Annotated in this window: 19 protein-coding genes and 1 pseudogene; 14 read left to right on the top strand and 6 right to left on the bottom strand. The window is 73.4% G+C overall.

Annotated elements, in window-relative coordinates:
• The 5 genes from ACFWVE_RS14535 to ACFWVE_RS14515 all read left to right on the top strand — a co-directional run.
• Positions 1-130 (top strand): DUF397 domain-containing protein (locus ACFWVE_RS14535; RefSeq protein ID WP_384013015.1); only part of this gene is annotated, 130 nt, incomplete at its 5' end.
• A gap of 35 nt (positions 131-165) precedes the next feature.
• The gene (locus tag ACFWVE_RS14530; protein WP_384012976.1) at positions 166-387 is read left to right on the top strand and encodes a DUF397 domain-containing protein; all 222 of its coding nucleotides are present in this window, start codon (positions 166-168) and stop codon (positions 385-387) included.
• A gap of 298 nt (positions 388-685) precedes the next feature.
• Positions 686-1,651 (top strand): hypothetical protein, encoded by a 966-nt coding sequence (locus ACFWVE_RS14525; protein WP_384012973.1) that lies wholly within the window; start codon positions 686-688, stop codon positions 1,649-1,651.
• Positions 1,652-1,892: 241 nt separating this feature from the next.
• Positions 1,893-2,270, top strand: coding sequence for a DUF6247 family protein (locus ACFWVE_RS14520; RefSeq protein ID WP_384012970.1), 378 nt, complete (start codon positions 1,893-1,895; stop codon positions 2,268-2,270).
• The gene (locus ACFWVE_RS14515; protein WP_384012967.1) at positions 2,267-2,509 is read left to right on the top strand and encodes a hypothetical protein; all 243 of its coding nucleotides are present in this window, start codon (positions 2,267-2,269) and stop codon (positions 2,507-2,509) included. The genes ACFWVE_RS14520 and ACFWVE_RS14515 overlap by 4 nt, the downstream gene beginning before the upstream one ends.
• A gap of 101 nt (positions 2,510-2,610) precedes the next feature.
• Here the strand turns inward: ACFWVE_RS14515 and ACFWVE_RS14510 are convergent, their stop codons facing one another.
• The 3 genes from ACFWVE_RS14510 to ACFWVE_RS14500 all read right to left on the bottom strand — a co-directional run bounded on the left by ACFWVE_RS14510 (position 2,611) and on the right by ACFWVE_RS14500 (position 5,201).
• A complete protein-coding gene (locus ACFWVE_RS14510; RefSeq protein WP_384012964.1) occupies positions 2,611-3,171 on the bottom strand; it encodes a sigma-70 family RNA polymerase sigma factor in 561 nt (186 codons plus the stop codon).
• Between the two features lie 207 nt (positions 3,172-3,378).
• On the bottom strand, positions 3,379-4,329 hold the full coding sequence (locus tag ACFWVE_RS14505; protein WP_384012961.1) for a hypothetical protein: 951 nt from the start codon (positions 4,327-4,329) through the stop codon (positions 3,379-3,381).
• A gap of 26 nt (positions 4,330-4,355) precedes the next feature.
• Positions 4,356-5,201, bottom strand: coding sequence for a transglycosylase SLT domain-containing protein (locus tag ACFWVE_RS14500; protein WP_384012958.1), 846 nt, complete (start codon positions 5,199-5,201; stop codon positions 4,356-4,358).
• A gap of 758 nt (positions 5,202-5,959) precedes the next feature.
• Between ACFWVE_RS14500 and ACFWVE_RS14495 the strand changes: the two genes are divergently transcribed.
• The 8 genes from ACFWVE_RS14495 to ACFWVE_RS14460 all read left to right on the top strand — a co-directional run bounded on the left by ACFWVE_RS14495 (position 5,960) and on the right by ACFWVE_RS14460 (position 14,631).
• Positions 5,960-6,409 carry a DUF6668 family protein gene (locus ACFWVE_RS14495; RefSeq protein ID WP_384012955.1) on the top strand — a complete coding sequence of 150 codons (450 nt, stop codon included), beginning with the start codon at positions 5,960-5,962 and terminating at the stop codon, positions 6,407-6,409.
• Complete coding sequence (locus ACFWVE_RS14490; RefSeq protein WP_384012952.1) at positions 6,406-6,696, top strand: hypothetical protein; 291 nt, start codon at positions 6,406-6,408, stop codon at positions 6,694-6,696. The genes ACFWVE_RS14495 and ACFWVE_RS14490 overlap by 4 nt, the downstream gene beginning before the upstream one ends.
• A 109-nt stretch (positions 6,697-6,805) precedes the next feature.
• The gene (locus tag ACFWVE_RS14485) at positions 6,806-7,090 is read left to right on the top strand and encodes a hypothetical protein (RefSeq protein ID WP_384012949.1); all 285 of its coding nucleotides are present in this window, start codon (positions 6,806-6,808) and stop codon (positions 7,088-7,090) included.
• A 23-nt stretch (positions 7,091-7,113) separates the two neighbouring features.
• On the top strand, positions 7,114-7,953 hold the full coding sequence (locus ACFWVE_RS14480) for a hypothetical protein (protein ID WP_384012946.1): 840 nt from the start codon (positions 7,114-7,116) through the stop codon (positions 7,951-7,953).
• A gap of 1 nt (position 7,954) precedes the next feature.
• The gene (locus ACFWVE_RS14475) at positions 7,955-9,217 is read left to right on the top strand and encodes a hypothetical protein (RefSeq protein ID WP_384012943.1); all 1,263 of its coding nucleotides are present in this window, start codon (positions 7,955-7,957) and stop codon (positions 9,215-9,217) included.
• A 202-nt stretch (positions 9,218-9,419) separates the two neighbouring features.
• Positions 9,420-10,913 carry an SCO6880 family protein gene (locus tag ACFWVE_RS14470; protein WP_384012941.1) on the top strand — a complete coding sequence of 498 codons (1,494 nt, stop codon included), beginning with the start codon at positions 9,420-9,422 and terminating at the stop codon, positions 10,911-10,913.
• Between the two features lie 281 nt (positions 10,914-11,194).
• Entirely contained in the window at positions 11,195-12,787 is a 1,593-nt protein-coding gene (locus ACFWVE_RS14465; RefSeq protein ID WP_384013012.1) for an ATP/GTP-binding protein, read from the top strand.
• Positions 12,784-14,631 carry a type IV secretory system conjugative DNA transfer family protein gene (locus tag ACFWVE_RS14460; protein ID WP_384012938.1) on the top strand — a complete coding sequence of 616 codons (1,848 nt, stop codon included), beginning with the start codon at positions 12,784-12,786 and terminating at the stop codon, positions 14,629-14,631. The genes ACFWVE_RS14465 and ACFWVE_RS14460 overlap by 4 nt, the downstream gene beginning before the upstream one ends.
• Before the next feature lie 40 nt (positions 14,632-14,671).
• Here the strand turns inward: ACFWVE_RS14460 and ACFWVE_RS14455 are convergent.
• Positions 14,672-15,178, bottom strand: a pseudogene (locus tag ACFWVE_RS14455) (DUF418 domain-containing protein); the annotation flags it as partial.
• Between the two features lie 644 nt (positions 15,179-15,822).
• Complete coding sequence (locus ACFWVE_RS14450; protein WP_384012935.1) at positions 15,823-16,215, bottom strand: hypothetical protein; 393 nt, start codon at positions 16,213-16,215, stop codon at positions 15,823-15,825.
• 201 nt (positions 16,216-16,416) lie between these two features.
• Here ACFWVE_RS14450 and ACFWVE_RS14445 point away from each other — a divergent pair, with 201 nt between their 5' ends.
• Positions 16,417-17,451: an NlpC/P60 family protein gene (locus ACFWVE_RS14445; RefSeq protein WP_384012932.1), complete on the top strand. Its 1,035-nt coding sequence runs from the start codon at positions 16,417-16,419 to the stop codon at positions 17,449-17,451.
• Positions 17,452-17,550: 99 nt separating this feature from the next.
• On the opposite strand, the gene ACFWVE_RS14440 is transcribed toward ACFWVE_RS14445, so the two are convergent.
• On the bottom strand, positions 17,551-18,468 hold the full coding sequence (locus tag ACFWVE_RS14440) for a hypothetical protein (RefSeq protein WP_384012929.1): 918 nt from the start codon (positions 18,466-18,468) through the stop codon (positions 17,551-17,553).
• Between the last annotated feature and the right edge of the window lie 68 nt (positions 18,469-18,536).

Here is an 18,536-nt window from a genome sequence, read left to right as displayed (position 1 = left end):
GGCCGACGGGTTCCGGACCGTCGTCCCCGTCCGTGACAGCAAAGCCCCGCACGGTCCGACCGTGTGCTTCGAAGCCGCCTCCTGGACCGCCTTCATGGACGAGGTGAAGGCCGGGCGGCTCCGTCCCTGACGGCATGATCCGATCCGTGATGGAGGACAACCACCGTGGAGCGAACGTCCCGTCCCGATCCGAACGGCGCCGCCTGGCGCAAGAGCAGCTACAGCAACCAGGAGGGCGGCGACTGCGTGGAGGTGGCCGACGGGTTCCGGACCGTCGTCCCCGTCCGTGACAGCAAAGCCCCGCACGGTCCGACCGTGTGCTTCGAAGCCGCCTCCTGGACCGCCTTCACAGGTGAGTTGAAGGCCGGCGGGCGGCTCCGTCCCTGAGGTGGCCGGGGTCCGGTCGGCGTCCGGCTGTCGGGGTCACCGGGCCCTCGCCCGCGAGGGTCCGGCGGGCCGCTGACCTCCATAAAGAACCGGGGGAAAGAACTACCCGCCCACCCACCCTCCCTGCCGGAAAGCCCGCGTCACTCGTCCGGGTGACCGGCTTGCAGGGGCGGGATACGGGCGGTTACGTTCACCGCGAGAAGCGCGTTCAGCGCGACAACCGCAAACAGATACGGCCCCCGATCGGGACGGGCATCCCGGACGAGGGCCTGACCGATCAGGAAGCAGTACCTTCCCAATGGCTGACTCGCAGTCTAACGCGCGCCTGCGCGCCGACGCCGGAGCTCCGTCCTCCGGCGTGATCCACGTACGCACCCGGCTCACCGCCGACTTCACCGTGATCTCCAACGCCCTCGCCCAGCGACGCGGCAGCGCGGTCACCATCGGCGTCGCGGTCTACATCCTCTCCCTGCCCACCGGCACCCCCGTGACCATCACCGCCCTGTGCGAGCACTTCAGCGAGGGCGAGATCCTCATCTCGCGGGCGCTCAGGGAACTGGAAGCCGCCGGCTACCTGGAACGCCGCCGCGAGCGCCTGCCCTCCGGGAAGATCCGCACGCGGACGTACTTCTACGACGTACCCGGCGGCGACGACAACGACGGCGACGGCCCGGAGGGCCCTCCCGAGCCGCCGAAGCCGCCCCGGCACCGGACCCGGCCCCGGAAACAGCCCGCCGTCGCGGAGGCCTCGGCCGCTGCCACGCCCCTGCGGGAGGCGGTGCCCGCTCCCCGCCGCGAGGAGACCGAGAACCCGGCCCCCTCACTCGCGGACACAGACGCCGCCCCGGCGCCCTCACTCGCCGATGCCGACCCGGAGGCGGTCGCCCTGCTGACCGCCCTGCGCCGCGTCGATCCCCGTCTCGTCCTGTCCGTGCGGGAGGCCGCCCGTCTGGCGCCGGCCGTCGCCGCGTGGCTGGCGGCCGGGGTCGGACCGCGCGAGATCACCGACCTGCTGACCGTACGGCTCCCCGACACCTTCCGGGCCCGCCCGGCAAGCGTCCTGGCCTTCCGACTCCGGGAAACGCCGTTGCCCGCGCCGCCCCCGGCACCGCTCCCACCGGTCGCCGAACGCCCGACCGTGCTGCCCTTCCAGACCTGCGACGGCTGCGAGCGCGCCTTCCGCGCACCGGAGCCCGGACGCTGCCGGGACTGCCGGGGGCGCCGTGACCGCCTCACCCGGGAGCCGCTCCGTGCGGCCGGCTGAGTCGGTGGGCGGGCATGCGGTCGGACCCCGGGTGGGAGGCTTGATGTGCGAGGGTCGAGACGCACGCCCTTCGTTCCCCGCACTCCCTCGGGCTCCGTACAACGAGATCAGGGAAACGGCCACCGCCGTGCAGCGCGGCACTGTCCCGCTTGAATTTCCAGGCCCCGTTCGGAACGCTGATGCACAGCAGCACCGACTCCGTGCACCCGACGGGAGTCACCTACGAGACGAGGCCGCCCGTATGACCAGCGCCTGGGACCCGGTGTCCGGAACCCCCCCGATCCCTCAGCCCGCCGGCGCCCCCGAGGACCTGCGTGCTGCCCTCGCCCTGCTCGCCCCGGCCGCGCTGCCCGTCTTCGACGCCGAGCGTGCGGTGGCCCTGCAGCAGGCACGGGAGCAGGTGAGCGCCGCGCCCATGCGTCGCTTCGTCGGCCAGTGGGCCGTGTACGTCGCCGTCGAGCGTCACCCCGAGCAAGCAGCCCGCCTGCACGCGCTGGAGGCCCGAGCCGCCGAGACGGACGACCTCGCCGAGGCCCGTGCCCTCGCCACCGAGATCGGCTCCCTCCTCGATGCCGCCTGCGCCGAGGCAGGCATCGAGAACGGGCAGGGCACCGCGTGAGCGACGGGAAGGAATGGCGCTGGGAGTACGACCCCGATGCCGAACACGTGATCTTCGGGCTTCCCCAGCATGTCGTCGGCGAAGTCGAGCGCCTGGCCGACGAGCTGGTCGCCCTCGCCACAGTCGGTGTAGACGTCACCGACGTCGGGAGCGGGCCCAGTCACGGAGGCCCGGCGGTCTGCGCCGTATCCCGTTGCTCGCTGACGGGTGGTTCTACGCTCTTCCCCTGCCGCGGATGAAACTCATCGCGGTGGTCCGGGTCGTGCCGCCGTTCACCGATGTCTGAGCCGGGCGGTGGGGGAACCACGTACCGGTCGCAGGCCGTTCGGTCACTGGAGGTTCAAGCAGCACGGTCGGTGTGCATGCCGCGTTCTTCCAGGGCTGTTTTCAGGCTGCGCAGGGCGTAGTAGACGCGGGACTTCACCGTGCCCTGGGGGACGCCGAGGGTGACGGCCGCCTGCTGGGTGGTGCGGTCGGCGAAGAAGGTGGCCTCCAGGACCTCGCGGTGTGCGGGGGTCAGGGCCTGGAGGGCGTCGTGCAGGACGATGGACGACAGCATGCGTTCGATGTCGTCGACCTCGGCGCCCAGTTCGGTCAGCCAGGTCGCGCCGCCTATCTCCAGCGGGCGGGCCATCTTCGTACGGTGTGCGTCGATCACGATGTTGCGGGCGACGCGGAACATCCAGGGGCGGACGGCCATCCCCTCGCTGTCCGCCAGGTTCTGCTTGCTCCAGCAGCGCAGCAGCGTCTCCTGGATGACGTCCTCCGTGCGGTGGGTGTCTCCGCCCAGCATGCGCAGCACGTACGCGTAGAGGGCGGGGCCGTGCTCCAGGTAGAGGTCCCTGAGGGCCCGTTCCTCGGTGGACACCGCGCTTGCCGAACCGATCACCGTCACGTTCATGGTGTGCTCCCGCTCCTGCTCCTTGGGATGGCCGGCCCCGGTCGTGGGGATTGGGGCCGGGGCCTCCGGGGAAGGGAGTGTTCCTAGGGATGCTCCACGTTCGTTCCACGTTCGTTTGATGTTCGATTTACGGCTCGTACAACGCCTGTGGGGCCACCCCGTGGAACGGGGTCGCCCGAGCGGTGGGGCAGCGGGTCGGTTCCCGGGTCAGACGTAGGTCGACAGGGCCTCCAGCTGGGTGCGGACCTGGTGGGCCAGCTGCTCGTCCGCGGCGGAGAGGCGGCCGCTGCTGTGCAGCCTGTTCCACATGTGCAGCAGTTCGTTCCCGTGGATCTCCGCCGCCCTGTCGTCCTCCAGCCGCTGCCACGCGGCCGCCGCCCTCGCCACCGCCGCCGGTGCCTGCGGGTCGCCGGCCCCGCACAGGATGCGGGCCACCGACAGGGCCAGCACCGTGGCCTCCCGGTGGTCCCCGCGCAGGTGCGCCAGGTACGCCTCCATCGCCCGTGCCTCCAGCGCGTCCGGGTGCTCCGTGCCCGCCGAACTCGTCAGACGCTCGCGCAGGGCGGTCGCCTCGGCCGACGCCTCCTCCAGCCGGCCCGTGGTCGCCAGCGCGTTGATGCGCGTGATCTGCTCCGCCAGCTCCGTCGGGAGGGAGCGGGACGGAGGGGGAGAAGGCGGTGCCGGGGCAGGGGCGGGGGCGGGGGTGGGGGCGGGCGCGGGGGGAGCCGTTGCGGCGGCTCGGGCCCGGGCGACCGCCAGGGCTATGGCGGAGGCGGGGGCAGGAATGGGCGCGGGGACAGGGGCGGGGACTGGGGCGGGGACAGGGGCAGGGACAGGGGCAGGGACAGGGGCAGGGACAGGGGCAGGGACAGGGGCAGGGGCGGGGGCAGGGGGAGGCGTCGGCTCCGGGGCCCGGTGCGCGGGGTCCGTCGGGTCGAGGACTCGGCTGGAGCCGTCGGGGGAGACCTCCAGGACGAAGTGGGACTCACCCGGACCGTCGTTCACCGTTGCCCCGACCGCCGCCGCGCGCTGCTCCGCGTACTGCTGCAACCGGTCCAGTACGGCCTCGTGCACGGACTGGCCCGGCTCAAGCACCAGAGGCTCTCCGTTGATCTCGGCGAGCCCTTCGCCCGAGATCCACACCTCGAAGTGGGCCATGGCTGCTGTCCTCCTCCTCGTTGTTCTCATGCGTCGGGGCTGGTGGATGGGGAAGGTGACGGGGAAGCGGAGGGGGAGCCCGTCGGGTCCGGGTCCATGCCCGGGGTGACGCCCGGGGTGGAGCCGGCGGGCGGGGCGGCCACGCCCTCGTACTTGGCGAACTGGGCGCGGATGGCGAGGACATAGCCCTGGGCCTCGTTCGTCTGCGGCACCCCCTTGGCCGCGCGGACGGCGTCCATCCCCACGTGGTAGCCGGCCAGGGCGAGGTCCAGGACGCTGCCGGTGGCCTCGTTCGCGTCGATCATCTGCTGGGCCTCTTCGGCGAGGTCGCACAGGTAACGGCCCTGCGCCATGATCGAGTCCTCCGCGTCCAGCGCCGAGGTCTCGTCGTTGTCGTCGTCGTCCTCGCCGTACTTGTCGAAGATCTCGGGCGGCAGCTGCGAGATGCCCTCCTCGCCGTTCTCGCCGACGAGTGTCTCGTTGAAGCCGGACTCCCTCTCGACCTGGGAGGCGATGACGATCGGGCCGATCGCGTCGCACAGTTCGCCGGCCTCCTCGATCGGGTCCGCCAGGTCCTCGGGCACCGTCGAGGTCTCCAGCTCGCCCTGGCCGTCGCCGTTGAAGATGGCGATCACCTCGTCCGCGTCGTCCGCACTGGCGGAACCGCCCCCGCCGCCGCCCGAGAACAGCAGGATCAGCGCGATGAGCGGGGCCAGCAGCACCCCGAACCCGCCGATGATGACGATGACGACCAGGGCGCCGAGCAGAGCGAGCGGCGACAGCAGGCAGCCGCAGCCGGTGCCTGCGGCGATGGTGTTCCTGACGGCGGTGGAGGTCCCGCCCTCCCCGCTCTCTCCCGTGCCCGCGCTCATGCGTGCCCGCCTTCTTCCTCTCACCTTGAACCGCGACGGCCGAACGGCCCGTTGTGCTGTCGACGGGCTCGAAAGATCCAAACGGGCCCCGGCGCAAATAAGTTCAAACCCGTGGAAACCAGATGAGCCAGAGCAGCCGAAGCACGAGCGGAGAAGGGGGCGGGGCGCACATGGGCACTCCTCCGGCAACGCCGTCGGGCCCGCAGTCATGGGTACGAGGGCCGAAACCCGCACGGCCGACGGCCCCGGCCGCCGCGCCGCCCGCCACGGACGGCGGAGCATCCGGTGCGGGTCAGGCTCCGGCACCCGGGGCGGGTCCGGGGAGCCCGGGTACCGGGCCGGCGGCGGAGTACGGCGGCGCGGGTACGGCGGTCCAGCCCGGGATGCCGGGGCAGCACCCTCAGCCGGGGCAACACACCCAGGCAGGGCAGCACACCCAGGCAGGGCAGCACCCTCAGCCGGGGCGGCACATTCCGCCGGGGCAGCACACCCAGGCCGGAACGGCCGTGCACCCGGCACCTGTCCCGGCGCCCGCTCCGGCATTCCCCGCACCGTCCGCGTCGGCGGCCCCCGCGGCCGCGCCCGTCCCGCCCGCGCACACGACGGCATCCGCCCCGCCCGCACACGCGCACGCGGCGGCCCCCGCGCCCGCCGCCACCCCGGCCCGGACGCCCCGCCCCTCGTCCCCCACCCCCCGCAAGAGGGCCCCCGCCGCCGGTGGCGAGCCCTCCTGGGGTGAGCCCAGACGGCGGGTGCCCGTGCGCGGGAAGTCACGGGACGAGATCGGGTGGGTCAAGGCGCACGGCGGAGCCGGTGCCTCCTCGCTCGCCGACACTCTCGGCGGGGTCGACGTGGGGGCCCGCTGGCCGGAGCCCGCGCGGGGCGAACCGCGCCGGGTCATGCTGGTCGGCCGGACCAGCGCGCGCGGACTGCGTGCCGTGTCGCAGGCGTTGGGTGCGCTGAAGGACGGAAAGGCCCCCCAGGGGATCGACCTGCTGGGTGTCGTCCTCGTCGCCGACGCCCCCGGACGGCTCCCGCTCAGCCTGCTGCGCCGCATCCGGGTCGTCCGCTCGGTCACCCATGTGCACCGGGTGCCGTGGATCCCGGCCTGGCGCGTGGGCGGTCAGCCCACGTACCTGCCCCGACAACTCAGCGTGCTCGCCGACCTGGTGGGCACCGGAACCGACGGCGAGAGAACCGTTTCATGACCTCCCCCCTCACCCACCTCGCCCTCCCCCTCGGGGAGCGGCTGGCCGGCTACACCCCGACCGCCGACGCGGGCGTCATCCTCGGCATCCTCGCGTGGTGCGCCTCGGCCGCGGGGGTCGGCGGACTGATCATCGTCGGCATGCAGATGGCGATCCAGCTGCGCCGCGGCGAACCGGGCGAGGGCGGCGAGCACTTCCGCGGGGTCTTCTACGTCACCCTCGGCTGTCTGGTCGCCTCGACGGCCGGGCCGCTCGTCGCCTTCCTCGGCAATCTGTCCCTCCTCTGAGGTTCACAAACCTCTTCGGCACCACTCACCTCAGCCGCACCTCAGCCCCATCTCACCCCTACCTCGCGCCCACCGCTCACCCGGTGGCGCCGACCTCTCGGAGATCCCCATGTCCCTGCTCCTCGAAGCCACCACCGTGCTCGCCGCCGGCGTGCCCCAGCCGGTGAGCAACGCACCCGGCGAACTGACCTCCAAGGTCAACACCGTGCTCGGCATAGCCGCCTGGGCCGGTACCGCCGCCGGCGTCGCCGGGGTGCTGATCACCGGCACGATGATGGCCGTCTCCCTCAAGCGGGGTGAGAGCTCGGAGCACATGAGCCGCCTCGGCATGGTGCTCGGCGGCTGTGTCCTGGTCGCCACCGCGGGTCCGCTGGTCGGCTTCGTCTTCAACTGAGCCCACGGACGGGAACGGTCGAGATGTTCACACGCAGGGAGTACCGGGAGCCACGCCGGTACCGGTCGGACCCGTCGGGGCCGTACTGGAAGCAGCGCGGCTGGCAGGTGTCGGCGGGGTTCCTCGCCGTCGTCGTCGTAATGAGCGGAATCGTCGCGCTGACGACCGACCAGGACACCGACGGGAAGGACGGGAACGCGCCGGCGGCCGAGGGACCGCTGTCCGGCACTCCGGCCATGAAGGACGGCCGGCCCGAGGGATGCCGTACGGATGACGGCGACGGCGACGCCCTGCCCACGGCTCCGCCCGACGACGTCGACTGGCACACCCTCGACGTCACGCGTGTGCCCGTCTCGGCCTCCGCCGGGCCGACCCTGACCCAGGGGCCCCTGTGGTGGTGTTTCGCGCACACGCCGACCGGGGCCGTGCTGGCCGCCCACATCATTCCCTCGCAGATGAGCGGACCCGACTGGCGGACCGTCGCGCGCGAGCAGGTCGTGTCCGGCCAGGGACGGGACCTGTTCGTCTTCAAGCGCTCCACGGTCCGGGACGACGACGCCACCGAATCCGGCTCCGGCGCCAGTACCGATGCCGGTGACGGACCGGGCTCAGGCTCCGGCGCGAGTGCCGGGACCGGCAGTTCGTCCGTCGCCTCCTACGCCGGATACTCGGTGCCCGCGTACTCCGGCGAGGCGGCGACCGTCGAACTGCTGCTCAAGACCAGCCAGGGCTACGCCACGACCTCCATCGCCCTGCGCTGGAGCGGCGGCGACTGGAAGGTCCAGCCCTCCGACAACGGTGCCCTGCACACGCCGGTGAAGGCGGTCCAGGGAACCAACGGCCATCTCCTTTGGGGGGTTTGACATGGCGTGCCCGACCGGTAATCCCATCGTCGACATCGCGGTGGGATTCTTCAGCTTCCTCGGGGATCCCATCGGGACCATCGTCGAGGGCGTCGCCAACGCCGTCCTCGCGGGCGCCATCGCGGTGTTCGGGGCGCTGACCACCAGCATCCCGACCCTCTCGGGAACCACGACGGCCCAGGACATCAACAGCCAGACACAGTGGATCGTGGTCTATCTGGCGGTCGGCTCGCTGCTGTTCGCGTCCGCCCGGATGGCCATCGAGCGGCGCGGTGAGGCCGGCACGACCGCGCTCAAGGGCATCATGCGGGTCATCCTCGTCTCGGGTGCCGCCACCACCGTCGTCACGGCCGCCGCCGCCCTCTCCGACGACTACTCCACGTACCTCTTCAACGCGGGCGCGGAGAAGCAGCTGAGCGCCGTGGGCGCCTGCTCCGACGGCAACGGCATCGAGGCCTTCCTGCTGCTGGTCCTCGCCTTCCTGCTGCTGATCGCCGGGATCATCCACACGATCCTGCTCTACATCCGCCTCGGCGTCATGATCCTGCTGCTGGGCACCCTCCCGCTGGCCGCCGCCGCCTCCATGACGAACTGGGGCGGCGGCTGGTGGCGCAAGCACCTCGGCTGGATGATCGCCTGGCTGTTGTACAAGCCGGCGGCCGGCCTGGTGCTGTACGCGGGCTCGGCCATGATCACCTCGGGCCAGGACGGCGGCAGCGACATCAACGAACGCATCGCCGGTATCGGCGTGATGCTGCTGTCCGCCGTCGCCCTGCCCGCGCTGCTGAAACTCGTCGTGCCCGCCACCGCCGCGCTCGGCGGGGCGTCCGCGATGTCCGGGGCGATGTCGTCCGTGGGCGGCTCCCTGGCGTCCGGCGCCCGTTCGCTCGGCGGCGGCGGAGGCGGCGGCAGCAGCAGCAGCGGTGGCGCCGGTGGGCAGAGCGGTCCGCGCGGCGCGTCGGGGGCGTCCGGTGCGGGCGGCTCGGGCGGTTCGCAGGGCTCCGCCGGTTCCGGCGGCATGTCCGGCCTGTCCGGTTCCGACGGTATGGGCCGGACAGGTGCCCCGGGGGCCGGAGCGGGCGGCGGCGCCGGCGGAGGTGGTGCCGGCGGCGGAGCGGCCGCCGGTGCGGGCCGGGCCGCCGCGGCGGCGGGAGGCCCGGTCGGTGTCGCCATCGGGGCGGCGGTGACGGCGGCGCAGGTCGTCGGCCGTACCGCCTCCGGCTCCCTCGAGGGCGCCGACGGCGACCAGGGGCACAACCGCTGACCCCGGCGACGGCCCGTCCGGGCTCGCGCGGCGCGCGGCGCACCGCGGCCCGGACGGCCGCCCGGCGCACCGGCACCTGAACGGCCGCCGGACTCCGCGTCCCCCGATGGAGTCCGGCGGTCTCCTCCCTCCCCCGCCCCCTCGCGCCCCGCCCGCCCCCACCCCGTGACCCGATCACTGAACGAAGGGAAAACGGACCCTCATGTCCACGGAAGCCGTCACCCATCCGACCTACGGGAACTGGCGCCGCCCAAGGCGTCCGGGACTCGGTCCGCTCGGGCTCGTCGGCACCTTCGGTGTCTTCGGCGGGCTCGTCCTCACCCTGCTCGCGTCCCTGATCTCGCTGTACGCGGCGATGGTCGTGTTCACCCCCATCGCGCTGTTCCTGGTCCCGCTCGCCATCCGCACCCAGGACGGCCGCAACGTCTACCAGCTGCTCGCCCTGCGCATCGGCTGGCGGCGGCGCAAGGCCAGGGGCGCGCACCTGTACGTCTCCGGGCCGCTGTCCGCCCGGCCGGGCGGCCGGTTCCGTCCGCCGGGGCTGCTCAACAAGGTCTCCGCGACCGAAGGCCGGGACGCCTACGACCGTCCCTTCGGCGTGCTGCACCACCCGAACCGCAACCTGTACACGATCGTCCTGGGCTGCGACCCGGACGGCGGTTCGCTCGTCGACCCGGACCAGGTCGACGTGTGGGTCGCCCTGTGGGGCGAGTGGCTGGCCCGTCTGTCCCACGAACCCGGGCTGCGCGGCGCCTCCGTGATCGTGGAGACCGCCCCCGATCCGGGCACCCGGCTCGCCCACGAGGTGCTGCCCCGCATCCAGCCGAACGCGCCGGCCGCCGCCCGTGCCGTGATGGAGGAGGTCGTCGAGCGCTACCCCACCGCGTCCTCCGAGATGCACACGTACATCAGCCTCACCTACGGCGTCCCCGCGGGCCAGAAGCGGAAGAAGGAGGACGTGATCACCGACCTCGCCATCCGCATCCCGGGCCTGCTCAGCGGTCTGGTCGCGGCCGGCGGCGGGGCGGCGTACCCGCTGTCCGCGGAGCGGATCGCGGAGGTCGTGCGCGTCGCCTACGACCCGGCCGTCGCCGCCGACGTCCTCAACGCCCGCGCCCAGCAGGGCGGTACGGGCCTGGAGTGGGACGACGCCGGGCCGGCCGCCGCCGTCGAGACCGTGGGCAGCTACCAGCACGACTCGGGGGTGTCCCGGACCTGGCTGATGACGCTGGCGCCGCGCGGCACCGTACGGTCCTCGGTGCTGCGGGGCATGCTGGAGGCGGCGCCCGGCACGCGGCGCAAGCGGGTCGCGCTGGTGTACCGGCCGATCGACCCGGCCACCTCGGCCCGGATCGTCGAGGCGGACCGGCGCAGCGCCCAGTTCATGGCGACGTCCGGCCGGGGCATGGTGCAGGCCCGCGCGGCCTCCGAGATGCGGGCGGCGGAGCAGACCGCTGCCGAGGAGGCGTCGGGCGCGGGGCTCGTGGAGTTCTCGCTGATGCTGACCGTCACCGTCGACACCATGGACCAACTGGCCGACGCGAGCGTCACGGTACGCAACCTGACCGCGGCCTCCCGGGTGCTGATGCGGCCCGCGGACCGGATGCAGGCGGCCGCGTTCAGCTGCACGCTGCCCGCCGGGATCCTCCCGTGGGAGCAGACCCTGATCCCGCACGAACTGCAGGAGGCGCTGTGAGCCGCCGCGACGAGAAGAAGGCCGAGCTGGCCGACCGGCTGGCGGAGCGGCGGGCCCGCGCGGAACTGGAGGCGAAGCGTCCCGGAGCGGGGGCGGGGCCCCTGCGGCCGGAGAAGTCCGGGCGCAAGGGCCGCAAGGAGCGCAAGGAACAGGAGAAGCGGGAGAAGGCCGGGTACGGGGACGGGTCCGGCGAGGACGGGTTCGGCGAGGACGGTGGCAAGCAGGGTGGCAAGCAGGGCGGCGGCAAGAAGAAGGCCGCTTCCCGCCCCCGCGAGCCGTATGTGCCGCCGCGCGGCTGGTACGGGGCCGGGGGCGGGCGGGTCGGCTACCTGGATCCGCCGACCATGTGGCGGGCCACCACCGTGCAGGCGTGCGGTATGTGGCCGTTCGCGGCCGGTTCCGGCTCGCCCATGACGGGCGTACCGCTGGGGCAGCACCTGTTCACCGGGGCCACGGTCTGCGGCGACCCGCTGAACTGGTTCACCCGGGCCCGGTACATCTCCAACCCGTCGCTGTTCATGCTCGGCATGCCGGGTCTGGGCAAGTCCACGCTCGTCAACCGCATGCTGATCGGGCTCTCCGCCACCGGTGTCGTCCCGCTGGTCCTCGGCGACCTCAAGCCCGACTACGCCGACACGGTCCGCGCCCTCGGCGGCCAGGTGATCTCCATCGGCCGCGGGCGGGGCGGCATCAACGTCCTCGACCCGGGCGCCATGGGCGCGGCGGCGGCCAGGATCGGCGGCGAGGCGGGCGAGGTGCTGAAGGCCGAGACGCACGGCCGGGTGCTGAACATGGTGGCCGCGCTCATCACCATCGTGCGCGGCCGGCCGATGGACGACCACGAGCAGTCCGTGCTCTCCGCCGTCCTGCACCACCTGCGCGAACGCACCCCGCCCGGCCGGACCGTACTGCTGCCGGACGTGCTCCGGGTGCTCACCGAGGGCCCCGACCGGGTGCGCGCGGTCACCCTCGACCGGGGGGACGACGCCCGCTACCGGGACGCCGTCGACCCGCTGCACCGCTCCCTGCTCGGCATTCTCGACGGCCCGCTCGGCGACACCTTCGCCTCCGAGACGTCCACCCGCATCAACCCGGAGGCTCCGGCGGTGTGCATCGACATCTCCGGCATCGGTGAGGCCGACACCCAGCTGACCGCCGCCGCGATGCTCGCCGCCTGGTCCGACGGACTCGGCACGGTGGCCGCCTCGCACGCCCTCGCGGACGCCGGGCTCGAGCCCCGGCGCTGGTTCTTCACCGTGCTCGACGAGCTGTGGCGCCCGCTGCGGGCCGCCTCCGGCATCGTCGACCGCATCGACGCCCTGACCCGTCTCAACCGGTCCCTCGGCCTCGGCGACGCCAAGATCACCCACACGCTCAAGGACGCCGAGGCCCTCGGCACCGACGCCGACCGGGCCAAGGCGCGTGGCTTCGTCGAGCGGGCCGGGATGGTGGTGTGCGCGGGGCTGCCGAAGGCGGAGATGGAGGACCTCGGCAAGGTGGTGGGCCTGTCCCGGCGCGAGATCGAACTCGTGTCGTCCTGGTCCTCGCCGCCCGGCTGGGGTGTCTCCGGCGACCACGAGGAGCCGCCCGGCCGGGGCCGTTTCCTCATCAAGGTCGGCGGACGCCCCGGCATCCCGATCAAGGTCGCCATCACCGACGCCGAGCGCCGGCTGCACAACACCAACACCCGGTGGACGCCGAACGAGGAGCGGGTCGAGCAGGCGGTCGAGCAGCAGCTCGCCCACACCGCCGCGCAGGTGGCGCGGGCCGCGCAGGAGGGGGCGTACGCGACGCCGGGCGGCCCCGGCGGTCCGGGGTTCCCCGGCGGTCCGGGGTTCCCCGGCGGTCCGGGCGCCGGGAGGTGGTCCGCGTGAGTGCTCCGGGCACCGGTTCCCTGCACGAGCAACTGCCGTGGGCGATCGTGGCGATCGCCGGCACCGGTCTGACCATGTTCACCGTCGCCTGGTGCGGCGGGACCCTCGGGTCCGGGCTGTCCGGCAACGGCTGGGACGGCCCCCCGTTCGCCATGTCCACCGTGTCGCAGCTGGTCTCCGACGGACCCACCGGCCTGTGGCCCGGGGCTCCGGCCGCCGCCCTCTACGCGGGCATGCTCGGCCTGCTGGTGCTCCTCGCGCTGCCCGTCGCCCTCGTCCTGCGCCTCGTCCTGGGCCGGTCCGGCCGCACCAAGGGGCTGGCCGGGCGCCGCGAACTCGCCGCCATGTGCCCCAAGGGCATCGAGGCCCGCGCCCGCGAACTGCGCCCCACCCTGAACGGCCGCGTCCGGGTGCACCCGGACGAGACCGGCAACCTCCTCGGCGATCTCAGCCCCAACGGCCCCGAACTGCGCAGCAGTTACGAGGACGTGGAGCTGGACCTGATGGCGCCGCGGGCCGGCAAGTCCACCGGCATCGCCGTCCCCCGGGTGCTGCGCGCCCAGGGCGCCGTCCTGCTGACCTCCAACAAGTCCGACGTGTACGCCGTCACCCGCGCCGAGCGCGAGAGGGCGGGCATGGTCTGGACGTTCGACCCGCAGGGCATCGCGCACACCCCGCGCGCCATGTGGTGGAACCTGCTCGGCGAGTGCCACACCATCGAGGGCGCCCGCCGCATGGCCGGTCACTTCGTGGCGTCCGTCAACGACGACACGGCGAAGAAGGACTTCTGGATCTCGGCCGCCCAGAACACCCTCACCGCCCTCTTCCTGGCCGCCGCCCGCAGCCGCACCCCGATCCACGAACTGCTCGGCTGGCTCGCCGACCCCGCCGACCGCACCCCGGTCGACCTGCTCCGCGAGGCCGGGCTCGTCGCGATGGCCGAGCAGTTGCAGGGCACCGTGCGCGGCGCGGTGGAGACCCGGGACGGCATCTACGAGACCGCCCGTCAGACCGTGTCCTGCCTGCTCGACCCGGAGATCCTCGCCTGGGTCTCGCCGGACCCCCGCCTGCCCGAGTTCCGTCCCGACCTGCACGTCCTCGGTTACGACACGCTCTACCTCCTGTCCAAGGACGGTGGCGGGTCCGCGGCGGGCGTCATCGCGGGGCTCGCCGACGCGACGATGCGGGCGGGCGTGGTCGCCGCCGAGCGCATGGGCGGCCGGCTCGACCCGCCGCTGACGGCGGTCCTCGACGAGGCCGCCAACGTGTGCCGCATCTCCGATCTGCCCGACCTGTACTCGCACTTCGGCTCGCGCGGCATCAACGTCGTCACGCTGCTGCAGAGCTACCGGCAGGGCGCCCGGGTGTGGGGCGAGGTCGGCATGGACGCGCTGTGGAGCGCGGCGACGATCAAGCTCCTCGGCGCAGGTCTGGACGACGCCGACTTCGTGCAGAAGATCTCCACGCTCGTCGGCCAGCACGACGTCCGTACGCCCACCATCTCCCGCGGCAAGGAGGGGACTTCGCGGTCGTACTCCTACCGCCAGGAGTCCATCCTGCCGCCGGACCGCATCCGCGCCCTCCCCAAGGGCACGGCTCTGCTCCTCGCCACCGGCGTCAAACCGGCGCTGATCCGGCTGCGCCCCTGGTACAAGGAGCCCGGCGCCGGGGCGATCTCGGCGGCCGCGAAGGCGGAGACGGCGGCCATTACGGAGCGCGCCGCGCGCCGTCTTCTGCCGGGGTTGGGGGATGCTCCGGGCGGGACGGAGGCGGCGGCGGGTGTGCCGGGGCTGCCGGGCACGCAGGGTGCTCCGGGGGTGACGCTGTCCAAGCCGGTGTACTGACCCGGTGCGGGGAGGTGCCGGGCCGGCGGCCCAGCGTGACCGTACGCAGGACCAGCTCGGCCGGTCCGTACCGCTTCCGGTCCATCAGCCGTACGCTGACGGCGAGTTGGACGGCATAGAGCAGTACGCACCCCGCGAGGACGGCGACCGTGCCGGCCCGGTCGTACAGTCCGAGCCCGTACCCGGTGAACACGCAGGCGAGGACGAGCGACTGGGTGAGGTAGTGGCTGAGCGCCATGCGTCCGGCGGCGGCGAGCACCCGGGCCGCCGCCGGGACGCGGGCCTCGCACCGCTGGAGCAGCAGGAGCAGGCCGCAGGCGTAGGACGCCGTGAGCGCCGGCGCGGTCAGCACCGTCACCGCCTGCCCGACCAGGAACCAGCGGCTGTCCAGCGGCCCGCTCGCGCAGCAGGCGGCGGCCACACCGCCGGCGAGGCCGGGCGGCAGCAGGCGGACGACGGCCCGCCGCAGCCACACCGGGTCCCGGCCGCGCCGCTCGGCCAGCCGGGACTTCGCCGCCGCGAACCCCGCCAGGGCGGCGGCCAGCATGGCCGGCGCGTACAGCAGGTCCGTGGCGATCACCGCCGGCAGTTCGCGCAGATGCTCGTCCAGCACCGCTCCGGCGTCGCCCCGGTACGCGGCGACGGTGTCGGCGACGCGGGGCGCGTACTCGGTGACGGTGACCGGCTCGGTGAGCGCGACGGTCAGCAGCCCGTATCCGAGCAGCAGGACTCCGAGCACGGCCAGCAGGCCGGCCGCGACACGCAGCGCGGCCCGCGCGGAGAGCCCGCGCAGCCCGTACAGCACCAGCGCGACGACGGCGTACGTGGTCAGGATGTCACCGGGATACAGGAGGACGGCGTGCGCGGCCCCCAGGACGAACAGGCCCGCCGCGCGCCGCAGATGGCGCGGGGCGAAGGCGACGCCCGCCTGCCGGGCGGACCGGGACTGGAGGACGAAGCCGTAGCCGAAGAGGAAGGAGAACAGGACGTAGAACTTGGCCGTGACCAGCGCGGTCACCACCCACGCGGCGCCCCGGTCCGGCGCCGGGGCCCCGGGCCCGCCGCCGAAGGCCGTGTACGGGCCCGCCATCAACTGGGCGTTGACCACCAGGATGCCGAACAGGGCGAACCCGCGCAGCACGTCGAGTTCGCCGACGCGCCGGGGACGGTCGGGCGAGGGCCCGGCCCGCCTCACCCGGCCATCACGACGCCGGTGCCGAACGCCAGGGTGGCGGACAGGAACCACCCGAACGACGGCGCCAGCAGATGCCTGGGCGTCCACAGCCTGGCCTGCGTGGGGTGCTCCCGCACGTACACGACCGGCACCCTGCCGCCGACCGGGGGCACTCCGTAGAACGTCCCGTACCGTCCCGGATCGAGGACGAGGTCCCTGCCGAAGTGGTCGGAGAACACGACGAGCCCGCCGCGCCGCCGGTCGGTCGCCTTGCGCGCCGTCACGAACCCCATCACCCGCCGGCCGCGCGCCCACAGGGCCGCGGCCGTCGCCATCGCCCGGACCGCGGCCAGCAGAAAGCCGAGGCCGAACCCCGTGCACAGCGCGAGTACCACCAACTCCGCGTTCATACACATCCCTTCGCCCAGGTCCTGCCGTCCGGTGCCCTGCGCGCACAACGGACGGCGAGGTCGTCCCGGTTCACCCCGGTTCCCGTGCCGTCCGCCTTGAACCTCCGGTCGGCACGGCTCCGTTGTGTGGGCGACCCCATGACATTTCCACGTCCCACCATCCCTACCCACGCGGCGCCTACGAAGGGAGCCACGAACCGCATGAGACGGATCCCGGGCGCACACGGCCACCGGACGGCGGCCGCCGTCGCGCTGGCCCTCGCCCTGACGGCGGTGCTCCACCAGCCCGCCAGTGCCGAACCGGCGACCCTCCCCGAGGTGCGCGCCGAACTCGACCGCCTCTACCACGACGCCGAGGTCGCCACCGAGAAGTACAACGCCGTCGACGGCAAGGTGACCCGGCAGAAGAAGCGCGTCGGCGCGCTCGAGGCCCAAGTGACGTCGACGGAGAAGAAGCTGACCCGCCTCACCGAGCTGGCCGGGGTGGCGGCCCGCACCCAGTACCGCGGTGGCGGTGTCCCCGCCGAGGTGCAGTTCGTCCTCGCCGACAACCCCGAACGCGCCCTGGACAACGCCTCCCTGGTCCGCCAGGCGCACCAGGGCACGAACCGGGTGATGACGGCCCTGGCCAAGACCCGCAAGGAACTGCGCACGCGCAGCGCCGACGCGGCCGACGAGCTGAAGCGGCTGCGCAAGAACCGCAGCTCCATGGACTCCCACCGCAGGACGATCCAGGCCCGCATCGACGAGGCGCAGGAGGTGGAGTCACGGCTGGCGGAGGAGCAGCGCCGCGAACTGGCCGCGCTCGAAAGGGAGGCCGCCGACGAGGCCCAGGCGACGTGGGTGGAGTCGGGTGTCCTCGACAGCGCCGGCACCGAGGGCAGCAGCGCGGGCCGCAGAGCCGTCGCCTTCGCCACCCGTGAGCTCGGCAAGCCCTACGTCTGGGGCGCCGAGGGACCCGACTCCTACGACTGCTCCGGCCTCACCTCGCAGGCGTGGCTGGCGGCGGGTGTGGCCATCCCGCGCACCTCGCAGGAGCAGTGGCGCCTGCTCCACCGCGTCCCGGTCGCGGACATGCGCCCCGGTGACCTGATCATCTACAACGCCGACGCCACCCACGTCTCCCTCTACATCGGCGACGGCAAGATGATCCACGCCCCGCGCCCGGGGCGTTCGGTGACGGTGGCGCCGGCCGGGTCGCTGGAGATCCTCGGGGTGGTCCGGCCGGACGCGTGAGGGGACGGGGGCCGCGTTCCGGTAGGACCCTCAACTCGTCGGCGTGGGCACCCCGGTACGGCACCCGCCGTACCGGGGTGCCCACGGCCCGGGCCCGGGTCACCTGCTCGGGCTGGAGCCACCCTCCCGCCTCCCGGGCCCGTGGGGCCTGGTCGCACCGTGCGTCCGGGCAGTGTCCCGCACGGACGCACGACCGCTCTCCTGCGAGTCCCGGCTGCTCGGCGGACTGAAGTCCCGCACCGGCCGGCTGGTGAGCGGGGGGACCGGAACGGCCGGACCGTTCCCCGGGGTCGACCGTGCCGTGTGGAACGACTCGGTGGAGGCGTAGGACGCAGGTGTCCCGGCCGGCGGCGGCTGCATCCGGGCCGGCAGGTCCTGGAGCGGTATGTTGTCGCGCTGCTGGTACATCGGCAGCGTCGGTGTGCTGGCGTCGGCCACCGCCTTGGTCACCGTCGCCGTGCCGGCGGCCCAGTTCGCGGCACCGCCTGCCACGGCGGTGGCGGTGCCCTGCGGGCCCAGGGTGTTGTACAGGTTGAGCCCCGTGGACACGGCCCGCCCCCCGAGCGAGACCACCCGCATCGGGTCGGCCTGGTCCTGCTGGTACAGCTGAAAGGCGTCATAGGCGGTCAGCGCCACCTGTGCGCCCAGACCCACTGTCTTCACGGCGGTCCGGGCGAGCCCTTCGGGCGCGAAGTTCGCCGCGCCCTGGATGAGGGAGGGAGCGACGTCGACCAGGGCCCTGCCGACGGTGTCCTTGTGGTCCTTGATCCACTCCGCCGCCCGCTGGTCCCATCGCAGGGCCCTGTACTCGCTGCCCGAGGAACTGGGGGTGATCGAGTAGAACCGGTCGTTGCCCTGGTTGTACACGTTGGCCACGGAGTCCCGGTGGGGCTCGGGCGCGTCGTCCGGGACGGCGGACCGCGAGTCCGTGACGCCCCCGTTGCGGTGAACCCTGACGGACTGGTAGTGGCCGGCGTTGGAAGCGGTACTGCTGGCTCCGGAATCGGATCCTGCCATGGCACCTTCCTTTCCCTCGGTACGGGCGGTGCTCCGCCGGGAGGGACGGCCGTCCTCCTCATACGGAT

This window comes from Streptomyces sp. NPDC058632, from assembly GCF_042717095.1.
In the GTDB taxonomy this organism is placed as follows: Bacteria; Actinomycetota; Actinomycetes; order Streptomycetales; family Streptomycetaceae; genus Streptomyces.
This window is presented reverse-complemented; position numbering and strand designations above follow the sequence as displayed.